The following is a 23,385-nucleotide window of genomic DNA, read 5'->3' on the forward strand; positions in this document are numbered from 1 at the left end:
TAGAGTTCCAAGCAATCAAATATGCAACCATAAAAAAAGAGCAGGATACAACAAACAGTAAAGACTTTACTCAAATCGAAACTGAAGCTGAAAACATAACTCCTGATGAATTAATGGAAAATGGTTTCAATTCAATTCAAGCAAGTTTAGGTCAAGAACTTTTGACAAAACTACGATCCAACAGCCCATCCTTCTTTGAAAAAGTTGTGCTTGATCTATTGTCTAACATGGGATATGGAGAGGGAAAAGTTACCGGAAAGAGTGGAGATGGTGGTGTTGATGGACTTATCAGTCAAGATCGTTTGGGATTAGACAAGATATTCTTCCAAGCCAAAAGATTTGGAGAAGACACACCGGTTTCAGCTTCTATGCTAAGAGATTTTGTAGGTACCCTTGAAGTAAATGGAGTAAGCAAAGGTGTGTTCATGACAACTTCCAGATTTCCAAAGGATGCTGAAAATGTGATTTCAAGAAGTCACAAATCAATTGTCTTGGTGGACGGTCCAAAGCTCGTTAAACTAATGATCGACTTTAATATAGGGGTTTCAACTACCAAAACCTATGAGATAAAAAGGATAGATTCTGATTACTTTATAGAAGAGTAAATGCTTTTTTCTGTTATTCATCACCCACCTCCCCAGCTATCTTTATACTCTATCCCTTCCTCTTTCTATCCACATAAACAATCATCTGCCGGAAGTTTCACCATGACCCTCATCTCATCCATCGATCCAACCACAGGAAAAATTATCAGACAATTTCGACCCCACTCCAAAGAGCAAATAAATGCAGCTCTCAGGAAAGCTGATACCGTTTTCCATGAATGGAAAGAACTTGATGTATCCGAGCGCAGCACACTTTTAAGTGGTTTCTCACAATTGCTGCGCAGCAGAAAACAAGAGCTTGGAGAACTTATCACACTGGAGATGGGGAAGGTCATAAAACAATCTGTGGCCGAGGTTGTGAAGTGCGCCGATACGTTCGACTATTTTGCAGCGCATGCGGAGGAACTTATGCAGCCGGAAGAAGCAGAAACTGACGCTGCCTGCTCAATGGTATCATACGAGCCCATGGGACCGGTACTGGCCATCAAGCCCTGGAACTTTCCCTTCTGGCAGGTGCTCAGTGCAGCTTCCCATATACTGGCAGCAGGCAACGTGATGCTGCTCAAGCATTCCAGTTATGTGCCCATGTGTGCCCTGAAGATGGAAGAACTGTTCTTGGAAGCAGGGTTTCCTGAAGGTGTATTTCAGACATTGCTGACAGATGGTCCCACAGCTTCCTCGCTCATCTCAAGGGATGAGATCAAAGCCGTTTCTTTCACTGGGGGCGATATTGCCGGAAAAAAGGTTGCAGAGCTTGCAGCCCGCAATATGAAGAAGTTCGTACTTGAACTTGGGGGCAGCGACCCATTCATAGTGCTGGCAGATGCCGATGTGGAAAAAGCAGCAACTGTAGCTGTACCCAGCAGGTGCATCAATACAGGACAGACGTGCATAGCAGCCAAGAGGTTCATAGTGGCACAGGAAGTGGCGAAAGAGTTCACCGGTAAGTTTGTGGAACTTACAGAGAAACTCAAACTGGGAGACCCAATGGACAAGAATACGGCTATAGGACCATTGGTACGGGAAGAGCAGATATCCGTTCTTGAACAGCAGGTGAAAGATGCCATCTCAAAAGGAGCAAAACCACTTGTTTCCGGAGGAAAGATGGAAAGAGAAGGGTTCTTCTACTCTCCTACAGTGCTTGAGAATGTAAGCCTTGATATGAAAGTGATGACAGAAGAGACCTTCGGGCCTGTAGCACCGATAATCACCTTCAGGAAAGAACAGGAGGCCATGCGTATTGCCAACAGTACTCGGTTCGGCCTGGGCGCAAGCATCTGGACAGAAGAGAGAGAAAAAGGAGCTTTGCTTGCCAGGAAGCTTGAAACTGGAATGGTAGCTGTTAATGCTTTCTTCCGGCCTGAAGCCTGCATGCCTTTCGGAGGCATAAAGGGAAGCGGCATGGGCAGAGAAATGGCAAAACACGGGTTCTATGAGTTCATGCACATCAAGTCAATAAAGATATACTGAAAAAAGAATGCTTGATAGGGATATCTTAAACATTGGGTCTTCTTAATATCTACTAAACCATTATCTGTTCATTTTACTGGACCCAACTTTAAAAACTAATGAACGCATGCAGCTGGGAGAGGGAAATAATGAAAGTGATAAGATCGGTAAATCCTGCCACAGGAGAACTTAACGGGGAATATGAGCTTTATTCACTGGAAAGAATAGAGGAAACCTTAAAAAGATCAAGGGAAGCCTTTAAGGAATGGAAACATACTGAGGTTTTTAATCGCACATATTACCTTGATAAAGCTGCAAGATTGCTCAGAGAAAGGTCAGCTGAACTTGCACAGACCATCACTATTGAGATGGGCAAACCCATCAGAGAATCCCTGGATGAGATCGAAAAATGCGCAAAGGTCTTTGATTACTTTTCAGAGAAGGCCGAGATGTTACTAGCTCCGGAATTCGTGGAAACCGAGGCTGAAGCATCTGGTATAGTACTTGAACCTCTGGGAACGATCCTTAGCATCATGCCCTGGAATGCACCGTTCTGGCAAGCATTACGTTTTGCTGCTCCTGCACTGGCAGGCGGCAACGTGATATTGCTCAAGCATGCAAGTTATGTACCAAAGTGTGCCCTGGCAATTGAAAGTATATTTAAAGAGGCAGAGTTTCCCGAAGGTGTCTATCAGACCCTGTTAATAGATGGACCCACTGCACTGTCCCTTATACCCAGAAATGAGATCAATGCCGTATCTTTCACAGGAGGGCGGCAGGTGGGACAGAAGGTGGCTGCTGCCGCAGGTGGCAGTATCAAGAAATGCATACTGGAACTTGGTGGCAGCGATCCATTCATCGTACTGGATGATGCAGATATCGAAAAAGCTGCAAAGGTAGCAAGTTTGAGCAGGTTTCAGAATGCAGGGCAGAGATGTACAGCGGCCAAGAGGTTCATTGTGGATGTCACTATTGCTGAAGAATTTACCTCAAGGTTCCTGGAACATGTCCACGATCTGAAAATAGGTGACCCTCTTGACCCAAACAACGATATGGGACCCCTGGTTAACTCCGAACAGGCGGACTTTGTGCAGGATCAGGTGGACAGGACACTTAAATCTGGAGCAGATGTGCTGTTAGATGGTGGAAAACAAGACGGAAAAGGCAGTTTCTTCTATCCGGTGGTACTTGGTAACATAACCGAAGGTGCACCTGTACTTACCGAGGAGACTTTCGGACCGGTTGCACCAATAGTAACATTCAGGAACGAAGATGATGCTATAAAAATAGCCAATAGCACGGAATTCGGTCTGGGAGCAAGTATATGGAGCAAGGACCGTGAAAGGGCCATAAGGTTTTCAAGGGAAATCGAAACCGGGCTCATAGCCATTAACAATGGAGTATCCTCAGACTCCCGCCTGCCACTTGGAGGTTTCAAGAAAAGCGGGTTTGGCAGAGAGTTGCATAGGATAGGCATGTATGAATTCTTAGGAGCAAAATCGATGAAGGTGTTCTGAAAATGAAAGCTAGTGACCTCCTCGTGCAATGTCTGGAGAATGAGGGTGTGGAATACATTTTTGGGATCCCGGGTGAGGAGACCCTGGACCTGACAGATTCTCTTTCCAGGTCCAAAATAAAGTTCATAGTAACACGGCACGAACAATCCGCAGCCTTCATGGCCGATGTCTATGGCAGGCTAACCCATCAGCCTGGAGTGTGTCTTGCAACCCTGGGCCCGGGTGCAACCAATCTCATTACAGGTGTGGCGGATGCGCATCTGGACAGAGCACCTTTAGTAGCTATTACCGGACAGGCAGGACTTGAAAAGACCCACAAGGAGGCTCATCAGTACCTGAACATAGTGGAAGCTTTCCGTCAATTTACTAAATGGAATTCCAGTGTGACCCGGGCGGATTTCATACCTGAGATCGTGAGCAAAGCTTTTGAGATCGCCAGGGACAGGCCCGGGGCAACACATATCGAGCTGCCTGAGGACATTGCTGCAGAACGAACGAACAAAGTACCTCTTGTGAAAAAACCATATTCTCACATACGGATGCCTGATGAAGATGAACTGCAGCGTTCAGCTGTGCTTATAGAAGCTGCTAAGATGCCTGTAATTCTGGCTGGTAATGGAGTGATCAGGGAAGATGCATCTGAAGAATTGAGAAAATTCGTGAGAAGCACAGGGATCCCGGTAGTGACAACTTTCATGGGTAAAGGTGCTTTCCCGGCTGATGATGAACATTACATGGGGTCCATGGGTATCAAGGACAGGGACCATATTATGTGCGGTTTTGCGAGGGCGGATCTGGTCATCTGCATCGGATTCGATCATGTAGAATATAGTCCCAGGTTCTGGAACCCTGATGGGTCCAAGAATATAATACATATACACTCAGACCAGCATGAAGTGGATGAAAAATACGTTCCCAACCTATCACTTGTAGGGAATATCCGCACCTCTCTGAAACACCTCATACGATTCTGCAAGAGAAAGGAAATGCCTGAATACTTCTCAAAGGTACGGAAGAACATGGAGAAGGAACTTCTTGATTTCAAGGACGACACGTCCTTTCCTATGAAGCCCCAGAAGATCATATATGATATCAGGCAGGCATTGGATAGGGAAGATATTATCATCAGCGACGTGGGCGCTCACAAGCTCTGGATAGGACGCCTTTATCCGGCCTATGAACCCAATACGGTACAAATGTCCAACGGCCTGGCATCTATGGGATTTGCACTTCCCGGAGCTATTGCAGCAAAACTACTGAAGCCGGAACGTAAGGTGGTGGCAGTAGCCGGAGACGGCGGGTTCCTTATGAATGTCCAGGAACTGGAGACCGCAGTACGTCTCGGATGTGATATAGTGATAGTGATATTCGATGACGCCAAGTTCGGACTTATTGAATGGCACGAAAAGAAAAAGTTCGATGCAAGCTTTGGTATCGACTTCCTGAACCCGGACTTTGTAAAACTTGCAGAGAGCTTTGGAGCACATGGAATACTAATAGAAAAGGCAGAAGACTTCAGGCCACAACTTGAAAATGCACTAAAAGCAGGTGGAGTGTGGCTCATGGACGTTAGAGTGGATTATTCGGAAAATATGAAGCTCACGGAAAAGCTGAGCAATAATTTCTGCGATATCTGAGCAATTTTGATCATGGACACTTCTGACTTAGTGCAAAGTGCATCATTTGAAGGGTTGTATCATCAATATAACCAAAATATGCAAGGCACAGCGGGAGCTTCATCACATGATCTATGGCTTTCAGAGCATGGTCCATAGTTCCCCAGTGAGCTATATCTGTCCATTGGCCGTTTTCACCTTTAAGCAGTTCCCTGTCAAGAAAACCTGGCAATTTACCCAGTTCCTAGACAATACCGACAGATACCCTGAGAAATCCTGCTCATCGGTATCGGCCTTCACCTTGAAATGCACGATCTCCACAGCTATTGAGGGTGATACTGAGATCACTATACGAAATGGGAACAGCAGACATAATAAGGCTTATAGAACATTGTGGAACAAAGATCTCAGGCAAAGGAAAAAGCACGATACATGATCAAATATGAGCCTTAGAGACATATTAAAAAACACACTCACCGAACAGGAACTGAAGGTGTTGCCTGGCAGGTTCGATGTGATCGGTGACATAGCTGTAATATCCATCCCCTGCGAACTCAATGCGCACAAGCATGAGATAGCACATGCACTTATAGCTGGCCAAGGAGGGGTAAATGCTGTTGTGAACAAGATCTCAAAGCTCTCCGGGGAACACAGGGTGGCATCCTTTGAGCTGCTTGCAGGCAGAAGTACCAGAACGGTACACAGAGAATTTGGATTTGCCTATGAAGTTGACCTGCAGAAAGTGTTTTTCAATAGCAGATTATCCTACGAAAGAGCCAGGATCACCAGTATGGTGCAGAACGGTGAAAAAGTGATCGTACCTTTCTGTGGAGTAGGGCCGTTTGCTGTGCCAGTGGCTGCGAAGGGTGCTCATGTTGTAGCATTGGAGAAGAACACGGCAGCTTGTTCCCTGCTCCAAAAGAATGCGTCAATGAACAAGGTCAGGCAAAACCTTTCAGTGATATGTGCTGACGCCATGGACATTCCTTCGATACTGAAATGTCAATTCCACAGAGCCATAATCCCCACTCCTTATGGTATGGACCAATTTCTCGACATTGTAGCAGAAGTTATCAGACCTGAAGGTATGATACATTTCTATACTTTCAAGAAACAACATCAAATAGAAGGCCTGACAGGAGATTATGAAAAAAAAGGATTGAAAGTCCTGAACTGTCGCAGGTGCGGCAATGTGGCGCCAGGTGTAAGCAGATGGGTTTTTGATATGGTCAAAATGGTCTATAACAGGGGTTAGAACAGATGAACAGCAATGGAAACAGATCGAGAATAACCATTCTATGTTCCACAAAGGACAGGGCGAGCCAGAATATCAAGGAACATATACTCAAAATGAGAGATTGGGACCCTGTGAAAGTGGCATGCAACGACTGGAAGGATCTTGTATCCGCTTATTCATCCGAAGGATTCTGGCTTGTGGAGATCGATGCACATCATATATACCAGGATGGTATCGACCGTAAACTTGCAGCTTGCGGATTGAAAACGCGGCTTATAATAGTTGCCTCAAAACATAAGAGCAAAGATGGTAACAGGGTGCTTACGGCCCATTATACCGGAAACAGTGGCAATGCAGATTTCGGAGGACACAGCAGGGAATTTTCCTACCCTGCACCTTTTGCCTTGAGGTCCATCTTGCTCAACATGCAAAAAGGGGCTATTAATACTGGTTATGAAGTTACCATGGAGTCCACACATCATGGACCAACGGATGTTCGTTTGCCTATGGTCTATGCTGAGATCGGCAGTGCAGAAGAACAGTGGGAAGACCCGATAGCAGGAGAGTTAGCTGCCAGGGCAATACTGGAGATGAAAGAAGAGAAAATGCCAGTTGCTGTTGGTTTTGGGGGCGGGCACTATGCAAAGAGGCAGTCCAAAATATTACTTGAGAACAATATAACATTCGGACATAATTTTCCAAATCATCAGCTTGATAACCTGGATCTGGAACTTGTGCGACAGGCCATCGATAAGTCAAATGCTGATCTTGTGTATTTTGACCGCAGGGCGATGTCATCGGCGCATAAAGAAAAGATCACTGATATCGTCAAAGAACTTGGTCTGCAATTGCTTAGGGAAAGTGACATCCTAGATATGCATGGATTGCCCTGGCATATTTATTCTCATATGCTTAAACTGGCAGAAAGATCATGTCCCGGGAGCCGTCTGAGAATAACAGATGGATTCAGGCAGATGATCCGCGACGATGTCGGTTCAAGCACAGAGGACATTCAGATCTTTGTGATGGATGAAGGCATCTTCAGTGAAGCAGTGTCTGCTGATAAGAATAAATTGATAGACTTACTTGGAATGTCGGATGTGGTGTACCTTGAAAAGGATAATGGAACATTGCCCGGCATAATGATGTGCAAGCGAGGCAAAGAAAAGGCTTCAGCTGATATGCTTATAGATGAATGCATTAAAATACTAAAAGAGCATTATGAAATAAAATATATCCCGGAAGAGATGACGCTATATATTACAGAGGAGAGGTTCGACCCGGAACTTGCCCGGGAGCTGGGCGTACCTCCTGGTCCTATGTTCGCAGAGTTGAAAAATGGGAACCCTGTAACTGCCAATGGCAGAATTGTAGAACCATTAATGGTTTATACAAAAACCACAAGAAGAATTACATTGGGAAATACCATTACTCTTAAGTAAATAACACGATTTCCACTCAAGGGAGAAGAAGAATGAGATCCATAGTAGAAGAGGCACTTGCAAGGTCCGAAGAGGAAGGACGCCTCCATACACGTGTGCCTGAACCGAACGATATCAATGCAGAGTTAGAGGAAATGCTCCGTGACCTGAGGACTGTGATCAAGGTCGTAGGCTGTGGTGGCGGAGGGTCTAACAGTACGCAGAGAATGGCCAACGAGGGAATCAAAGGAGCGGAACTGGTAGCTATAAATACTGATGCACAGCACCTTCTGAGAGTCAATGCCGATAAGAAGATATTGATAGGAAGAAAGAAGACAAGAGGTCTTGGTGCCGGCAGTCTTCCCCAGGTAGGAGAAGAGGCCGCGCTGGAAAGTGTTGATGAGATAAGGGCTTTTGTAGAAGGCAGTGATATGGTGTTCATAACCGCAGGGCTTGGCGGAGGCACCGGAACCGGTTCTGCCCCGATCGTTGCAGAAGCCGCGAGAGATGCAGGCGCTTTGACCATTGCCGTAGTAACTCTTCCCTTTGGAGTTGAAGGGCATGTAAGGCGTATGAACGCCGAAGCTGGCCTGGAGAGACTCAGAGAAGTTGCAGATACTGTGATAGTTGTTCCAAATGACAAGCTTCTGGAAGTAGTGCCAAGGCTCCCGCTGCAGGCTGCTTTTAAGGTATCTGATGAAGTGCTGATGAGGGCAGTGAAGGGAATTACTGAACTGATCACAAAACCAGGACTTGTTAACCTCGACTTTGCCGACGTAAGGACCGTCATGCAGAACGGTGGCGTTGCAATGATCGGCCTTGGTGAAGCTGAAGGTGAGATGAAAGCTGTAGAGGCTGTGCAGAAGGCATTAAGAAGCCCATTACTGGATGTAGATATATCCGGTGCCACATCGGCTCTTGTGAACGTAGTTGGCGGTCCTGATATGACCATAGCAGAAGCTGAAAGCGTCGTTCAGGAAGTATACAGCCGCATTGACCCCGATGCGAGGATCATATGGGGTGCGCAGGTAGATGAGGAACTGGAAAATACAGTGAGAACAATGCTTGTTGTTACTGGTGTCAAATCTCCTCAGATCTACGGTCACGGCGGTACCAGAAACGTTACGCGCAAGTATGGAATTGATTTTGTAAAATGAATGGGATCCAGTAGGCAGCTTTTAGTCTGCCTGCTGAAATAATCGAAAACTATTTTAGAGAAGAAGTTGTAGATGGCCGGTACTATTTTATAGCATGGTTAAAATCTGACTACTCGTCATTCGTTCAAAGTTAGAGAACATAAGGCTTAATCGGTTGTGAAGATATTGGCAGGGAATAATATAGATTCAAGCAAATTAAATACCACAGTGGGCTCTATAGGATCTATTATAAGAGCACACATAAGGGTTCTGAAACTAACAAAGAAGCCCTCCAGAGAAGAGTTCCTGACAATTGCTAAGGTAGCCGGTCTTGGGATCCTTGCCATTGGTTTTATGGGATTCCTGATCTATATAGCAATGGTGGAAATACCGAAGTTGGTGTGAATGATGGCTGAACCTTCTGCTGTATTCGTGGTGAAAACAACTGCTAATCAGGAACGTTCTGTGGCAAATATGATGGCAATTGTGGCAAGGAAAGATCACCTGGACATTCGTGCTATCCTAGCCCCGGACGAACTGAAAGGATACGTACTGGTGGAGAGCACGTCACCCGGTATAGTGGAGCAGGCCATCCAAACAGTTCCGCATGCGCGGGCAGTGATCAAAGGACAGTCCAGCATTGCAGAGATAGCTCACTTCCTCACACCTAAACCCACGGTAACCGGTATAACCGAAGGTGCAATCATAGAGATCACATCCGGACCCTTTAAAGGAGAAAGAGCACGTGTCAAGCGTGTAGATGAAGGGCACGAGGAGATCACTGTTGAACTGTTCGATGCTGTGGTACCGATACCTATAACTATACGTGGTGACACTGTAAGGGTCCTCAGGAAAGAGGAAGAGTCCTGAACATTTAAAATTTATATATAATAAATATAACTGGTGATACTCACATGGCAAATGTTGTAGAAGCACTGGTCTCTGGAGGAAAAGCCAATCCCGGACCACCTCTTGGCCCGGCCCTTGGACCTTTAGGGATCAATATAAAAGCGGTTATAGATAAGATCAACGAGAAAACAAAAGATTATAACGGCATGCAGGTACCTGTCAAAGTGATAGTTGCCGATGATAAGAGCTTTGAGATAGAAGTTGGTACGCCACCAACTGCTGCGTTGATCAAGAAAGAACTGGGAATTGAGAAAGGCTCCGGGGAACCAAAGACGAACAAGGTAGGAGACCTGAAGATAGACCAGGCTATGAGGATCGCGCGCATGAAGAGGGACGTAATGCTGGCATATTCCATGAAGGCTGCAGTAAAGGAAGTGCTGGGAGCGTGCCTGACTCTGGGTGTAACAGCAGAAGGAATGGACCCAAGGGAATGTCAAAAAGCCATCGATGAAGGTAAATTCGATGATGTGCTGATGGCAGAAGCTTGATCCAGGCTATATAACCGATAGATATAAGAACTATGCTCCACGTTGGGAGCAATATCAAAATAATGGGCCGGATATTTTAGGCCCCTTAACAAACCGTAGTAGGCCGAAGTGGCCGAGGAACGGCAGTTCAGCACTACGGGAGGAACAGAATGGTAAATAAGGCAACAGTAGAAGCTGTTAGTAAATTGTTAGAGGAATCGCCGCAGCGCAAATTCATGGAAAGCGTTGATCTGGCAATCAACCTAAAACACCTTGACATGAGTCAGCCTAAGAACCGTGTTGACGAAGAGATCATACTTCCACATGGCCTTGGTAAGGACTTGAAGGTCGCTGTTTTTGCAAAAGGTGAGGTTGGTCTTCAGGCAAAAGATGCGGGTGCTACCTATGTCTTCACTGAGGAAGACATCAACGATATGAAAGAGGATAAAGCACGCGCAAGGGCAGTAGCCAATGAGTGTGACTTCTTCATAGCTGAAGTACAATACATGCCACTCATCGGTAAGAGCCTTGGTATTGTCCTGGGTCCCAGGGGTAAGATGCCAATACCGCTCCAGCCTGGAAAGAACGTAGCCGACGTGATCAACTCCTCCAGAAGTTCCGTGCGTATAAGGTCAAAGGATAAACTGACCTTCCACGTGTCAGTGGGGCGCAGAGACATGCCGGTAGAAAAGCTGGCCGACAACATAGAAACGGTGATCTCCAGACTCGAACAGTCCCTTGAGAAAGGCAGCCAGAACATCAGGACGATCTATTTGACGACCACGATGGGTAAATCAGTGAAGGTGATGTAATATGGAAATTGATCACCACTCGTCACATATACCAAAATGGAAGGCCAAGGAGATCGAGGAAATAAAAGAGCTCATAAGATCCTACCACCTCTTTGGTATAGTAGGTATTGAAGGTATTCCTGCAAAGCAGCTTCAGAAAATGAGGAGAGAGCTTCAGGGAACTGCATATATCAAAGTGGCCAGGAACACCCTTATAAAGAGGGCATTGGAGGAATTGGGCCAGGATATAAAGGATATGACCGAATTTATTGATGTCCAGACGGCATTAGTATTTTCTGATCAGAATCCATTTAAACTGTTCAAACTTCTCGAAAAGAGCAAGACACCTTCACCAATAAAGGCCGGTGCTGTGGCTCCGAAGGACATTGTAGTGGAGGCAAGGCCAACAAGTTTTCCGCCCGGACCCATTCTGGGAGATCTGCAGAAAGCTGGAATTCCTGCAGCCATTGATGGGGGCAAGGTCGTTGTAAAGGAAACAAAGACCGTGTTGAAAGAGGGGGAAAAAGCTCCCCAGTTGCTTGCATCTATGCTTAACAGGCTTGAGATCTATCCAATGGTCGTTGGACTGGACTTAAGAGCAGTTCTGGAAGAAGGATCCATATTCCGACCAGACGTGCTGGCTGTGGATGAAACACAGTACTTCAACGACATAGCTCTGGCCGCAAAGCAGGCACTCAACCTTTCAGTATACGCAGCATATCCAACTGCAGACAACATAACCACGCTTATCGCAAAAGCTTCAACAGAATCCAGGAACCTCGGTATTTACGCTGCTGTGTTCGAGCCGGAACTGATGGGAGCATTGATGGGCAAGGCTCAGTCACAGATGCTTGCTGTGGCTGCTGCAGCCTCAACTAAAAATGAGGAAGCAGTAGACGATGAGCTTAAACAGGCCCTTGGAGCCGCAGCTGCAGCAGCAGTGAGCGCAACAACCGAAGCAAAGGGCGAGGAAGCCGTCGAGGCGAAAGAAGAGAAGGAAGAAGAGAGTTCTGAAGAGGACGGAATGGCCGGCCTTGGAGCACTTTTCGGATAAGACAGACTATAACTTACATTGATAAAAGGTGATTTCACATGGAATACATATACGCAGCACTTTTACTGCACAAAGCTGGTAAAGAGATTACAGAAGATGCAATAACTGCCGTTCTTCAGGCAGCTGGTACCGCAGTCAACGAATCACGTGTAAAGGCACTCATTGCAGCCCTTGAGGACGTGAACATAGAGGAAGCGATGGCAACTGCAGCAGTTGCAGCAGCTCCAGCCGCAGCAGCTCCCGCAGCAGCCGCAGCCGAAGCCCCAGCCGCAGAGGCAGCAAAGGAAGAAGAGTCCAAGGAAGAAGCAGAAGAGAGCGGAATGGCCGGTCTCGGTGCACTCTTCGGATAAGTACTTCAACCAACTTACAAACATCTGTACATGCCCGTGTTCTACGGGCATATCTTTTTTAAAAATGTATTTCTGTATAGCTTTTGCTGTATTTTGCACAGAATATTTAAATCATCAACTAATGTAGATACTGAATAATGTCCAGATCACCCTTCACTGCAACAAGAGCATTCTGGCAAACAAGGATCAGAAAGCGTCCTCTTGTGCTCTCCCATGCCATCAACTCCCGCTGCAACATGAAATGTAGTTTCTGTGAATACTGGAAACAGAATGGTCCTGAAATGACATTACAGGAGATCACCGGATTGCTGGATGAGGCAAAGGATTTTGGTATAATGATATATAATGCATGGACCGTCGAACCTTTGCTGAGGGAGGACCTTCCACAGATCCTCCTGCATGCCAGAGAACTGGGCATAGTAACTTTTCTCATAACCAACGGACTGCTGCTGGAAAAAAGAGCAGAGCAACTTAAGGACCTGGATTACCTTTCCGTATCCGTCGATGGCATAAACAGTTATAGAGAGATAAGAGGGGTTGACTTTAAGACAAAAATACTGCCTGGTATCATAAAAGCAAAAAGATACATGAAAAATCCCATACTCATGAACTGTGTACTAAGCGGCAGGAACCTCGATGATATTGAAGAGCTCATACGACTTGCCGCAGAATTAGGCGTGAGCGTAGCTTTCGAACCAATGTACGAATTTTCAGGAATATCGGATGACGTATGGAAGAATATCGGCGTAAGAGACAGTGAGAAATATCGCAGGACAGTTGACACGATAATCGAAATGAAAAAAGAAGGTTACCCCATTATTAATTCATACACCTACCTGAAGATGGCAAGGGACATGAACACTGATTTCAGATGCCATGCAGGAGAACTTATACTAAATGTAACTGCTGATGGCACCATAGAGCATTGCAGGGTACAAAATGAAGCTCTGGGAAATGTAAAGGACGGACTGCGGAATGTATGGGAAAGCAGCAAGGAAAAAAGAAAACAGATTCCTGAGAATTGTCATAAATGCCTGTTCTTCGGATATGTGGAGAACAGCCTGTTGTATGACATGAACCTCGAGGTAATGAGGCACTATAAGTGGATGTAAAATCTGCCTGAAAAAAGTTCAAAAAATGAAGAGAACAGCGCCATTGATGGCCTGTTCAGAATGGTACTTACTCCAGTTTAAATCTTGAAATACTGTCTCGCAAATGATCCGCCATACCTGCAAGGTCTTTTGCAGCTTCAGCAAGATCTGACATCAAAACAGACTCTTCTTTAATTGTTACGGAAATCTTCTGAGTGCCGTTGGCAGAATCTGTCGAGATGGAAGATACATCCTCTATAGAAGCAGTTACCTCCTGTATCGAAGCAGACTGTTCCTGCGTGGCAGCTGCAATCTCCTGCGCCATCTTGGCAACCTCATCACCATTTTTAATAGCGTCTTTCACAGCCCCAACAGCCATATTGAGAGACTCTGAACCGGTTTCAACTATAGTAGTTTCTTGACTTATCGATTTTACAGCATTTCCAGTTGCTTTTTGAATGTCCTTAACGAGTAAAGATATTTCCTTGGCTGCGGACCCTGATTCCTCGGCAAGTTTGCGCACCTCATCTGCCACCACTGCAAAACCTCTTCCATGTTCGCCTGCACGTGCTGCTTCAATAGCTGCATTCAAAGCCAGCAAATTGGTCTGGTCTGCAATGCCAGTGATCAAGGTAACAATTTCACCTATCTTGACAGATTTCGCATCCAGCTGTTCTATGACCTTTACTGATCCATAGGAGGAAGTTTTTATGCCATCCATCTGTAAGAGCAATGATTCTGACTGTTCCCCTATATTTTTCATCAATTCATTGGCATTGATTGCAGTTTCTGAAGTCATTTGAGCATTACTAGCTATTTCCTGCACAGCCATACTCATATCATTCATTGCAGTAGTGACCTCAGATACCTTTTGTGACTGGACACCAGCTCCAGTTGATATTCTGGATACATCTTCCTTTATCATGTCACACGCAATTGTCAGTTTTTCAGTGAAAGCAAGGAAATTGTCTGCAGTAGCTGTGACTGAAACTGAATTCTCCTGAACTTCCTGCACAATCTGCCTGATGCCTGCGACCATTTTGTTGATAGAAGCACCAAGCCTTCCGATCTCATCGTCCGATTCCTGTACCCGTACGGTCATATCACCCTCGGCAATGTTACCTGTGGCTACCACAATGCTGTTCAGAGGCTTTGTCAGTAAATTGGCAATGAACAGACCAAGCGCTACGGATAGAACAAGACCAATTAGTGAAATGATAAGAATGTTGTCAGATGTCTTATTAGCAAGAAGAGTGACCCCATCAAGAGATATCAATGACTTGACATAACCTTTTGTTGTGCCGGTATAATCAGTAAAAGGTATCATGACAACAAGAGAATTGTGGTCATCTGAAGTAAAAGATACGGTTTCTCCCTGCCTCAGTAACTCTAACTGCTCTTCCGTTACTTGAAGTGAATCATTTTCCAGGGTTCCTGCCAATAACCCGTTGTTACTGGATTCCCATGAAATGCTCTCCTCATCAGGGAAAGCGTATATGAAGTACTCTCCCGAATAGTCTTCCTGTAGCTGAGAGAGGAAATATTCATCGAAGCTCATACCGTATTCCACTGAACCGATATGTTCTCCGTTGTATGCAAGAGGAGAAACTACTCTAAAACCATATCCACCCTTTCCTTCTTCCAATCCACTGATGATCTTCATCTTAGAATTTGCTTCATTTACAGTGTATCTGAAAGATGAAAGGTCATCGCCATAATTCTCAGGACTGTGCAACCTCAGGAAAGAAGTAGAGTCTGGCAGATGGAACTGGAACTGTTCTACACCCTTCGAAGAAAGACTTTCATACACAGGCAAGAGTAGTGCTGCAAGATCTTCCCTGTTCCTTTCAGCAAAAAGCTTCAAGATTTCTTGATTTTCAGTGATGGGTACAAGAGAAGTAGCAACATTTTCCAGTTGTATCTCCATTCTTGTGTTGACACTTTTCTCTACCTGCAAAGCAAGTTCGTGCTTTTGATATTCGATCAATAGTTCCTGATTATTGGAGCTCTGGACTGCAAAAAGAGCTATCAACAACATTGATAACAAAACGAATGAAAGAATCATCTTGTGCTTAAGATTCAGAAATTCACCTCGAATATATATTTATTTTAGTATTAAGTGCCTTAATTTATTTAAACATACCGACAACTAAGAAGAAATAAAAGAGTGCTGTACCAAAAATGCAAATAGACTTCTCATATTGAAAGGGCAGGTTGCTTTACATCGTATAAGGAAGGATAATTTGAAGAAAGGAAGTTTAGGACAAATGCGAGGATACTTTTAAAATTAGATAGGTATATGAATTTTACTTTTTTGAAAAAATTAACTTCACAGGATCATTACAAAGGACATCCAACTCTTTGCTTGCATTACCTTTATTTACAGCTATTTCTAAAAATCCGTGACTTCCGACAAGTGCCAGTAACTTTCCCTCGTCCACAAGTCCATAAGTTCTTATTACCGGCATTTTCCTATAGAAAATATGTACCACTTCACCAAACCTGATGAGCCCTAATACATCGGCAGCCCGAATATTGGTAATGACATTACCAAAGTCATCAATGTAGATGACTTGGCCAGTAATGGAGGTTTCACTAACTTCAACCATTCCAAAATCCAGGTGAACATGATCTAATGTTTTTTCACCTACCTCTTGTAAGGGCATACCTTCTGAGAGATAGGCACCAATGCGAGCAAAAACATCCCTTCCATGGAAAGTGGCGGATACATCCCCAAGCAGACCTAAGTTTGTGATCTTGCGGACCTCTATTTTTCCAAGCCTGGAAGCTGCGGGAACCATGAGACCGTTGTCAGGACCAACAAAAAGATGGCCTCCTGCAGAAATGACTATTGAATTCCGTGCCGTTCCAACTCCAGGATCCACTACGGCTACATGTACAGTGCCCACCGGAAAATAAGGCACTACAGAGTAAAGGGCGAAGGCTCCGGCCCTAATGTCACCTTGAGGAACAGTATGAGAAATATCAACTATAGTTGCCCGGGGATCAATGCCCAGTATGACTCCCTTCATGGCAGCAGGATAGACCGAGCCGAAATCGGTGATAAGAGTTATAAGTGACATAAAAAATGGTCCTCTGTTATACTATAAAGAAGTCACAGATAATGTTTACTATCATTCTGGAACTGACTTAAGCTACAGAATTTAGTGAATTTGTATTCACATTATTCAAATGCTTCTTTGGCAATCTTACGTGTAAGATGGTTCCGGCCCCTTCTTTACTTTCAATCCAGATACTTCCGTTATGCACCTGCACGATCTGTCTGGAAATGGATAGTCCAAGCCCGCTTCCTCCATATTTGCGAGTCGAAGAACCATCCACCTGATAGAATTTGTCAAAAATTTTCTCTCCAATTTTTTCAGGTATGCCTATGCCTGTGTCTTGCACCTGAATATGGATGCCAGAGTCTTCTTCGGAGGCTGAAATAGTTACAATCCCGTCCTTGGGAGTGAACTTGAGAGCATTGTCCATGATATTGTAAAATAACTGCGGTAAAATATTGATGTCAGCTTCAATTATAGGAAGAGGACCTTTGATGTTCCTTATTACCTGAATGTTTTTTAACTGTGCTGCATATGAATAGCGCCTGATGGTCTGATCGATCAGAATGCCTAACTGGACAAGATCAAAATTGTAGTTCACTTTTCCTGCAAGCACATTGCCCATGTACAGCATGGAGTTTATCAGGGTACCAAGACGCTCCGTATTGCGTGCTACGGCGTCGACACTTTTTTTCTGGTCTGCGTTCAGTTCCCCGAAATCTCCTTCTCGAAGAAGACCGCTATACCCCTGTATGGCATGCAGAGGGGTCTTAAGCTCATGATTAAGGGTAGCAAGGAATTCATTTTTCATTATGTCAAGGTTTTTTAGCTCATCATAGGCACGTGCAAGGTTGGCAGAATAATTGTTCAATGCGTCCTCATTCTCTTTGCGCTCTATTGCACTACCTATGAGGTTTGCAAGTATCCCAAGAACTTTAATATCTTCCTCTTTCCACCCTCCTGTATTTACGACATTGTCCATCCCAACAAATCCTGTCATCTTTCCAGCAATATAGAGAGGAAGTACTATGAGAGAACTGATCTGCTGCATCTCAAGGATATCTTTTTCGTTTGCCGCTTCCGGAGGCATTGAAGATACATCTGTGATGTGTATGATATCGCCTTTGTTGAGTTTATCCATCCACCAGGGGAACATGTCAACAGGCAGATCCTGAAGGTTGTCTTTTTGGGGCTCCACACCTGTGTTACACCACTCGTGAGTGTTGTCCATGGTCATTTTAGTGCTATTTATTCTGAACAGGTAGACACGACTTGCGCCGCAGAGCAGCCCCGCTCTTTCAAGGCATTTGTTCACTGCAACAATAATATCATCGGGAGCAACAAGGATAGTTGAAACAAACGATATGGTCTTTTCCAGTTCAAATTTTCTTTTAATTATTTCATTTGTGACCAATATTTGTTCAGAGCATGTTTGCAGCTCTTTTTCAGCTTTTTTCATCTCCGAAATATCACGCAAAACCAGCATATCAGCTACTTTGCCATTGAATTCTATGAGATACGCTGATATTTCCATTGAGATCAACTTCCCGTTTCTGGAAACAAGGTCAACCTCAAAATTAGAAGGAACTTCTTCGCTCAGCATTTTTTTGTTGTACATCTGAGCAAATATTCTCTTGTACTCAGGAGTAACGAGATCAAGAAAACTCCTGCCAAGGACGTCTTCCTTTATATATCCTGTATTCCTTACAAATTTGCTATCCACGTGTTTGAAAACATGATCCTGTATGATCAGAACTCCATCATTTGCAGCCTCCAGAAGTCGCACATATTTGTTATTGTACCCTATATCACTCATTTGCAGAATATGGCCGGAAGCATCTTCAATGTAGCATACTAGTCCGATGTCTCCGGAAATTTCATTTTTCATAATAACTACTTTTAACCTGGCTAAAAATTCACTTCCATCTCCTGAAGTGCACGATTGGTAGAACTCTGTCTCCGTTTTTGTACTATTTTTTTGAACACAATTTCCTTTAATTTTCTCTTTGAGGGCAGGAGCAAGGAACTTATCGAAACATTCCTGCCTGAATTGGCCGGCATCTTTGTATCCTAACAGGGAAAGAGTCGCCTTATTACAGTATTCAATCTGGCAATCTTTATTCACAAAAAAAACACCAAACGGTGACTTCTCCACAGTAGATATAAAATATGTTTCATGTGTCATAGAACAACTTTCAGAGGAAGCCAACTTTTCAGTCCCTCGTTCCCTTTCAGAAGGTCTTTTATCCATAGGTGGGTCTTTTTTTTGCAGGGTTACGTTATTAGGATGAGATTGCATTATATCAGGTAGATCATATGTAGTGGATTAATATATTAATAGATTATGGCATGTAATGAAATTGAAAAAAATCACAGAGAAAGAATGTTAAAAAGAATACTACTTCCAAATGTGCTTTTAAGCATATGCATAATTACTGTTCATATTGCGACAGGCCCGGAAAAGAGAACAGGAAAATAAGGTTGAATATTAGTCAACTTTGATAGCGATCAGAAAGATGAGGTGTGAGAGTTCATAAAGAACGCTCAGATCTTTGATGAGGTACCTGTCTCCAGGCAGCGGATAGTACAGTACATTTCCTTGCGTACTGATTTGCTCTGGACATACATCTTGCTACCACAGTTCTGACAGGTTACAGTTACAAATTCCATATGATATCTCTCCTCGTTTTTCTATTAACAGGTCTTGAACACCACATTACGTCATTGACAGAGCAATGACATTGATTCGGGACACCCGTGATATCATGGTGAGTTCGCCACCTTGCTATTGATATAGTAGATACCTCCCAATATATGTATTTAAATTTTTCTATACTTAAGAATATACTAATTCTCATAATGATGAGAAAAAGCTGTGAATACATGTACCACACTATATTGGAATCTCTACAGAGATGCGAAGCCCTACATATGCAGCAAACCTTGCTCACACATGTGGAGAAGTCGTTACCTGCATGATCATGCACAGGCATAGAAGATTAGCATTATACAAGATCATTCAGATCATGGGTGAGAATCACATACAATATGAAAATCAAAGTCGAATCCGGTTATATACAATAGGCTTCAATTATTGGATGCAACCATATTTGGAGAGTGGGATCTGATACGTGAATAAGCACCCTCAGAACTTGCCGGATGTCAGCATGATCATCCAAATTATCCTTTTCTTCATGCTGACATTCTTCAAGATATTCCATCCCTTTTAAAAAAGTAACAACATCCAAAATATGATATGTGAGGTCTTACCATAAAAAGAAAAGGACAGGAGGTTTCCCTCCCATGAACATAGATCAGACTATGGTTATAATAGAAAATTACTTTCTCCTCTCAGACCCTGTAGAAGGATATGTGTGATACTCTTCCTTGGCAGCCTTCTTGGATCCTGCTTTCTTCTGCTCTTTTACTACCATTTACCTCACCTCCGAGTTTCTGTCCATTCCACGATGAATAGCACTTTAAAGGCTTAACTTAGTTTGAATGTATAGGCTAGGTGATTATGTTAAGCGCCATAAAGGTGCTAGTATAACATATTATATTAACAAAAATATATTAATCTTTGCTGTTTAAAGAATTGTTTATTCTGGACATGAAAGTTAAGTGGGCAGTAAAAAGAACCTAACCATCAATCATTATAAAATATTCTAACGATTTTTTTATTAAAATTTTAATTATATAGTAGAACGATGTTTTTTATAAATATGCTTGAAAAATACTGGTCATTATTCCTTACAGCTGCTATCGGCCTGATAATTGTTGAACATCCTTATCTGGGAATTGGATTGTCGTTTGTGGGTTTTGCTCTAGCAAAGCATAACGAGGATCATGCGTACATAGATGCATTCTCTGTAGATACATCGAAATATGGATCTTTTGAGAGTTATGCCAGTATCCATTGAGCAATATATACAATCTACAATAAGATGTTTACAAAATCGGCCGTCAAATAAAGTTTTTATAAGGAATATACAGTAAATTCTTTTTTACAGTGACGGCATATAAAGAAGATTCACCGAACCCATTAATGGCCAGATGTGAAGAAGGTAAATTGAATAACGGGAGCATGTGGTACGGATGCTCCCGATGGTGTGTATAGTACTCCCTGACGCAAAGCGTACAAATCATATATAGCTTTTACAGGTTCAAGAAGCTAAACCATGCAAGGTGAAAGTAATAACAGCATCTTGTGCGATCTTCAGCTCTTGTATTAACTACCGATCTACCCTATAAGCTGCCAAAAGCTTCTCATTTTATGTCAGGCTAACTTCAATGACCGATCTCGCCCACTTTGCAGCATGTTCGAGTTCACCACTTTTAAGCGGGCCCTCAGAATCCTTTACTATGAACCATTCAGGCGGAACTATGAGCTTTCCTCCTTTTTTCACAAGTTTGTCTGCGATGGGTTCAGCGGCATATCCAAACCGTTTTGATAAGATCCTGAATAAGAAGGACCTGTTGTCTGCTGTGGAAAGCCTGGTGTCAAAAGCTGCCACTTTGATGCCTTTGAGACCATTTGCAGGGATACGGTTAAGGAAAGCGGTTATTTCCTTCGTTGGGCGGAATGCCCTGGTGGGAGAACCAACGATCAACAGATCCAGTCCAGTCAATCGATCCGGGTTAATATCACTTACCCTTACTGTTCTGACATTCTCTTGAAAACCCATAGAATCTCTGATAGCATGGGTTATTTTCTCTGTGTTACCGAAGACAGAATCGTATACTAACAATATATTCATTGAGGATCTCACATCCCATCCATATTCTCATGTCTAAAGACGTCCTCAAGGATGTTTAAGATCTATGGTGTAACTCCGACTCCGTAGAGAACCTGCACCTGATCCAGAACGTTGCCGGGAAATGTGGAAAAAAGAAGTTATAGAAGAAATCATAGAGCCTGAAGGATGTCAGCATGATACTAATGGGTGAGAATATGGTATAGTTGTTATAGGTGTGTGCAGATGCTGACATCCTTGAGATCTGCGGGTACTTCATCTGTGGATTTAACCCCATCGCCCCTATTGGTGTTTGGTTGGTTGGTAACAAGTGATTAGGGTCGTTAATACTTAACATAATTTGACATCAATATTCAGAAACATGCATAATTGTTCAAAGGCGTGTGAATATTCATATGGGATATGACTGGCAAGATCAGGAAATTTTTACATGTATAGATACTCTTACTACCCGAAATTTATAGTTAAACACTAATGGTTTATAATTTATGCATGCTAAAATCGCATTCAATAAATAGTAATGTCAACACTATAAGTTTCAAACAAACGGTTAACAACTATAAATAACTTTGAAAACGTGATATGTATGGAAAAGTATTTGGTTGAGCAGTATCAATGCTTATATTAGGCAATAATTAAAACACGTCCTGTAAAAAGACCAACATTATTATATATTTAGCAAATATATTATTCTTACTGAAAATCGAAAATGTTAAGTATGGGACGTGCAGTAAGAAGGATATAATTAGTTATACTATGGAAAGTAGGTGGGAGTAAATGTCTGAGGTTGTAGAATATATTCCAGAGTTAAAGGGGATGGATTATGAGATATTCATCGAACAGCTGGATAAAGATATGACTCCAGATGAAGTAAGCGAAGTTCGTAAATGGGCGCTGTGTACTACCTATTCATTAATAGAATAATGAATAATAAATGCCTCTTAAGAACTTTATAAAGACCGTGCTCACTGGAGATGCCTTAGATTTAGTGAGGGATTTTGACTGTAATGCTTCAGATGAGTCGGATTTTGAAAAGCTCAATCATTTTTTGAAAAACAAAGCTTTAGAGTACAATAACGATAGTTTTTCTAGAACAAACATTTACTCGAGAGATGGCATATGTGTAGCTTACTATAGTTTATCAATGAATGCCATAAAGGGAAAAAAAATAGATGTTGAAGATGAGTATAGAACCTTAAAAAGTTACCCTGCTTTGTTTCTGACACGCTTTGCAATCGATAAAAGATATCAGCGTTCGGGTATAGGAAAAGCAATAATTAATGATATAATATACAATGCTTATAGGAATAGAGAAGTAGCTGCGCGTTTTCTGTTTGTTGATGCTAATCCTAGATCAGTTTCTTGGTATCTGGGCAATCCGCTTTTCACTATTATGTATATTGATTTAACTGAAAGGATGGAAACCTGTATTGAATCTCAAATTATAAAGGAACTAAATAACCGTATGATAAAAGGACATGGTATTGATTATGTGCAAAAAAACGACGAACAATCAAATACGTTGAAACTAGAATGGGAAAAAATATTAATTCGACACGTAAATGAAATATTTAACGAAATCGCAGATGATTGTTGCTTGATAAAAGAATGCCATGCCAAAGTTAAGTTATTCATCGAAGATAATAAACCAAAAATAGAACTTAATAATTTCAATATTAAAGACAATCATAAATTAATCCGTGAGTGGTTGGGGAACAGAGATAATTTGTTAAAACTAGATATCACTATACCACTGTACCTAGATATAAACAAATATTATAAGGCAGTTTTTACTGACAGTCCGAAGCGCTTCTAAACAATATGTGGCAAGATTGCTTCAAAATCTACAGTATATACCGTATAAATGGATTATGAAAGCAATATCAGCGTAGGACTACTAAAAATATCTTGATAGTCCTGGGCGGA

At 42.9% G+C, this 23,385-nt stretch carries 22 protein-coding genes and 2 pseudogenes; 18 read left to right on the forward strand and 6 right to left on the reverse strand.

Annotation, left to right across the window (positions count from 1 at the left end; all coding sequences use genetic code 11):
* The 4 genes from AB7U21_RS02835 to AB7U21_RS02850 form a co-directional block, all read left to right on the forward strand.
* The coding region (locus tag AB7U21_RS02835) for a restriction endonuclease (RefSeq protein ID WP_428386897.1) at window positions 1-605 on the forward strand (605 nt) is incomplete at its 5' end.
* Between the two features lie 102 nt (window positions 606-707).
* On the forward strand, window positions 708-2,075 hold the full coding sequence (locus tag AB7U21_RS02840; protein WP_428386899.1) for an NAD-dependent succinate-semialdehyde dehydrogenase: 1,368 nt from the start codon (window positions 708-710) through the stop codon (window positions 2,073-2,075).
* A gap of 128 nt (window positions 2,076-2,203) precedes the next feature.
* A complete protein-coding gene (locus AB7U21_RS02845) occupies window positions 2,204-3,571 on the forward strand; it encodes an NAD-dependent succinate-semialdehyde dehydrogenase (protein WP_333788079.1) in 1,368 nt (455 codons plus the stop codon).
* A gap of 2 nt (window positions 3,572-3,573) precedes the next feature.
* Complete coding sequence (locus AB7U21_RS02850) at window positions 3,574-5,208, forward strand: acetolactate synthase large subunit (RefSeq protein WP_333788078.1); 1,635 nt, start codon at window positions 3,574-3,576, stop codon at window positions 5,206-5,208.
* Window positions 5,209-5,218: 10 nt separating this feature from the next.
* Here AB7U21_RS02850 and AB7U21_RS02855 read toward each other — a convergent pair whose 3' ends face one another.
* Complete coding sequence (locus AB7U21_RS02855; protein ID WP_333788077.1) at window positions 5,219-5,419, reverse strand: hypothetical protein; 201 nt, start codon at window positions 5,417-5,419, stop codon at window positions 5,219-5,221.
* 210 nt (window positions 5,420-5,629) lie between these two features.
* On the opposite strand from AB7U21_RS02855, the gene AB7U21_RS02860 reads away from it, so the two are divergent.
* From AB7U21_RS02860 to AB7U21_RS02910, 11 genes and pseudogenes are all read left to right on the forward strand, one after another.
* Window positions 5,630-6,442, forward strand: coding sequence for a class I SAM-dependent methyltransferase family protein (locus tag AB7U21_RS02860; RefSeq protein WP_333788076.1), 813 nt, complete (start codon window positions 5,630-5,632; stop codon window positions 6,440-6,442).
* Window positions 6,443-6,537: 95 nt separating this feature from the next.
* Window positions 6,538-7,263: pseudogene (locus tag AB7U21_RS02865) on the forward strand (D-aminoacyl-tRNA deacylase); the annotation flags it as partial.
* Window positions 7,264-7,695: 432 nt separating this feature from the next.
* Window positions 7,696-7,803, forward strand: a pseudogene (locus AB7U21_RS02870) (ribonuclease Z); the annotation flags it as partial.
* A 95-nt stretch (window positions 7,804-7,898) separates the two neighbouring features.
* Window positions 7,899-9,002 carry a cell division protein FtsZ gene (ftsZ, locus tag AB7U21_RS02875; protein ID WP_333788075.1) on the forward strand — a complete coding sequence of 368 codons (1,104 nt, stop codon included), beginning with the start codon at window positions 7,899-7,901 and terminating at the stop codon, window positions 9,000-9,002.
* Between the two features lie 180 nt (window positions 9,003-9,182).
* Entirely contained in the window at window positions 9,183-9,386 is a 204-nt protein-coding gene (locus tag AB7U21_RS02880; protein ID WP_428386920.1) for a protein translocase SEC61 complex subunit gamma, read from the forward strand.
* Between the two features lie 3 nt (window positions 9,387-9,389).
* Complete coding sequence (locus tag AB7U21_RS02885; protein WP_333788073.1) at window positions 9,390-9,851, forward strand: transcription elongation factor Spt5; 462 nt, start codon at window positions 9,390-9,392, stop codon at window positions 9,849-9,851.
* A gap of 44 nt (window positions 9,852-9,895) precedes the next feature.
* Window positions 9,896-10,378, forward strand: coding sequence for a 50S ribosomal protein L11 (locus AB7U21_RS02890; protein ID WP_333788072.1), 483 nt, complete (start codon window positions 9,896-9,898; stop codon window positions 10,376-10,378).
* Window positions 10,379-10,527: 149 nt separating this feature from the next.
* Window positions 10,528-11,169 carry a 50S ribosomal protein L1 gene (locus AB7U21_RS02895; protein WP_333788071.1) on the forward strand — a complete coding sequence of 214 codons (642 nt, stop codon included), beginning with the start codon at window positions 10,528-10,530 and terminating at the stop codon, window positions 11,167-11,169.
* A gap of 1 nt (window position 11,170) precedes the next feature.
* A complete protein-coding gene (locus tag AB7U21_RS02900) occupies window positions 11,171-12,202 on the forward strand; it encodes a 50S ribosomal protein L10 (protein ID WP_333788070.1) in 1,032 nt (343 codons plus the stop codon).
* A 38-nt stretch (window positions 12,203-12,240) separates the two neighbouring features.
* Window positions 12,241-12,552, forward strand: a complete 312-nt coding sequence (gene rpl12p, locus AB7U21_RS02905) for a 50S ribosomal protein P1 (protein WP_333788069.1) — start codon at window positions 12,241-12,243, stop codon at window positions 12,550-12,552.
* Between the two features lie 137 nt (window positions 12,553-12,689).
* On the forward strand, window positions 12,690-13,664 hold the full coding sequence (locus AB7U21_RS02910) for a radical SAM protein (protein ID WP_333788068.1): 975 nt from the start codon (window positions 12,690-12,692) through the stop codon (window positions 13,662-13,664).
* A 67-nt stretch (window positions 13,665-13,731) separates the two neighbouring features.
* Here AB7U21_RS02910 and AB7U21_RS02915 read toward each other — a convergent pair whose 3' ends face one another.
* From AB7U21_RS02915 to AB7U21_RS02930, 4 genes are all read right to left on the reverse strand, one after another.
* Complete coding sequence (locus AB7U21_RS02915; RefSeq protein ID WP_333788067.1) at window positions 13,732-15,681, reverse strand: methyl-accepting chemotaxis protein; 1,950 nt, start codon at window positions 15,679-15,681, stop codon at window positions 13,732-13,734.
* Between the two features lie 268 nt (window positions 15,682-15,949).
* Window positions 15,950-16,726, reverse strand: a complete 777-nt coding sequence (locus tag AB7U21_RS02920; RefSeq protein ID WP_428386906.1) for an SAM hydrolase/SAM-dependent halogenase family protein — start codon at window positions 16,724-16,726, stop codon at window positions 15,950-15,952.
* Between the two features lie 67 nt (window positions 16,727-16,793).
* Window positions 16,794-19,004, reverse strand: coding sequence for an ATP-binding protein (locus AB7U21_RS02925; RefSeq protein WP_428386908.1), 2,211 nt, complete (start codon window positions 19,002-19,004; stop codon window positions 16,794-16,796).
* 245 nt (window positions 19,005-19,249) lie between these two features.
* A complete protein-coding gene (locus AB7U21_RS02930) occupies window positions 19,250-19,375 on the reverse strand; it encodes a hypothetical protein (RefSeq protein ID WP_428386910.1) in 126 nt (41 codons plus the stop codon).
* A 1,052-nt stretch (window positions 19,376-20,427) separates the two neighbouring features.
* Here AB7U21_RS02930 and AB7U21_RS02935 point away from each other — a divergent pair.
* Window positions 20,428-20,625: a hypothetical protein gene (locus tag AB7U21_RS02935; RefSeq protein ID WP_428386912.1), complete on the forward strand. Its 198-nt coding sequence runs from the start codon at window positions 20,428-20,430 to the stop codon at window positions 20,623-20,625.
* A 351-nt stretch (window positions 20,626-20,976) separates the two neighbouring features.
* On the opposite strand, the gene AB7U21_RS02940 is transcribed toward AB7U21_RS02935, so the two are convergent.
* Window positions 20,977-21,462, reverse strand: a complete 486-nt coding sequence (locus AB7U21_RS02940) for a flavodoxin family protein (protein WP_428386914.1) — start codon at window positions 21,460-21,462, stop codon at window positions 20,977-20,979.
* 774 nt (window positions 21,463-22,236) lie between these two features.
* On the opposite strand from AB7U21_RS02940, the gene AB7U21_RS02945 reads away from it, so the two are divergent.
* Both AB7U21_RS02945 and AB7U21_RS02950 read left to right on the forward strand, forming a co-directional pair.
* Complete coding sequence (locus AB7U21_RS02945; RefSeq protein ID WP_428386916.1) at window positions 22,237-22,383, forward strand: hypothetical protein; 147 nt, start codon at window positions 22,237-22,239, stop codon at window positions 22,381-22,383.
* Between the two features lie 37 nt (window positions 22,384-22,420).
* A complete protein-coding gene (locus AB7U21_RS02950) occupies window positions 22,421-23,275 on the forward strand; it encodes a GNAT family N-acetyltransferase (protein ID WP_428386918.1) in 855 nt (284 codons plus the stop codon).
* Window positions 23,276-23,385: the final 110 nt, after the last annotated feature.

The organism is Methanomethylovorans sp. (genome assembly GCF_050177135.1).
Classification (GTDB): Archaea; Halobacteriota; Methanosarcinia; order Methanosarcinales; family Methanosarcinaceae; genus Methanomethylovorans.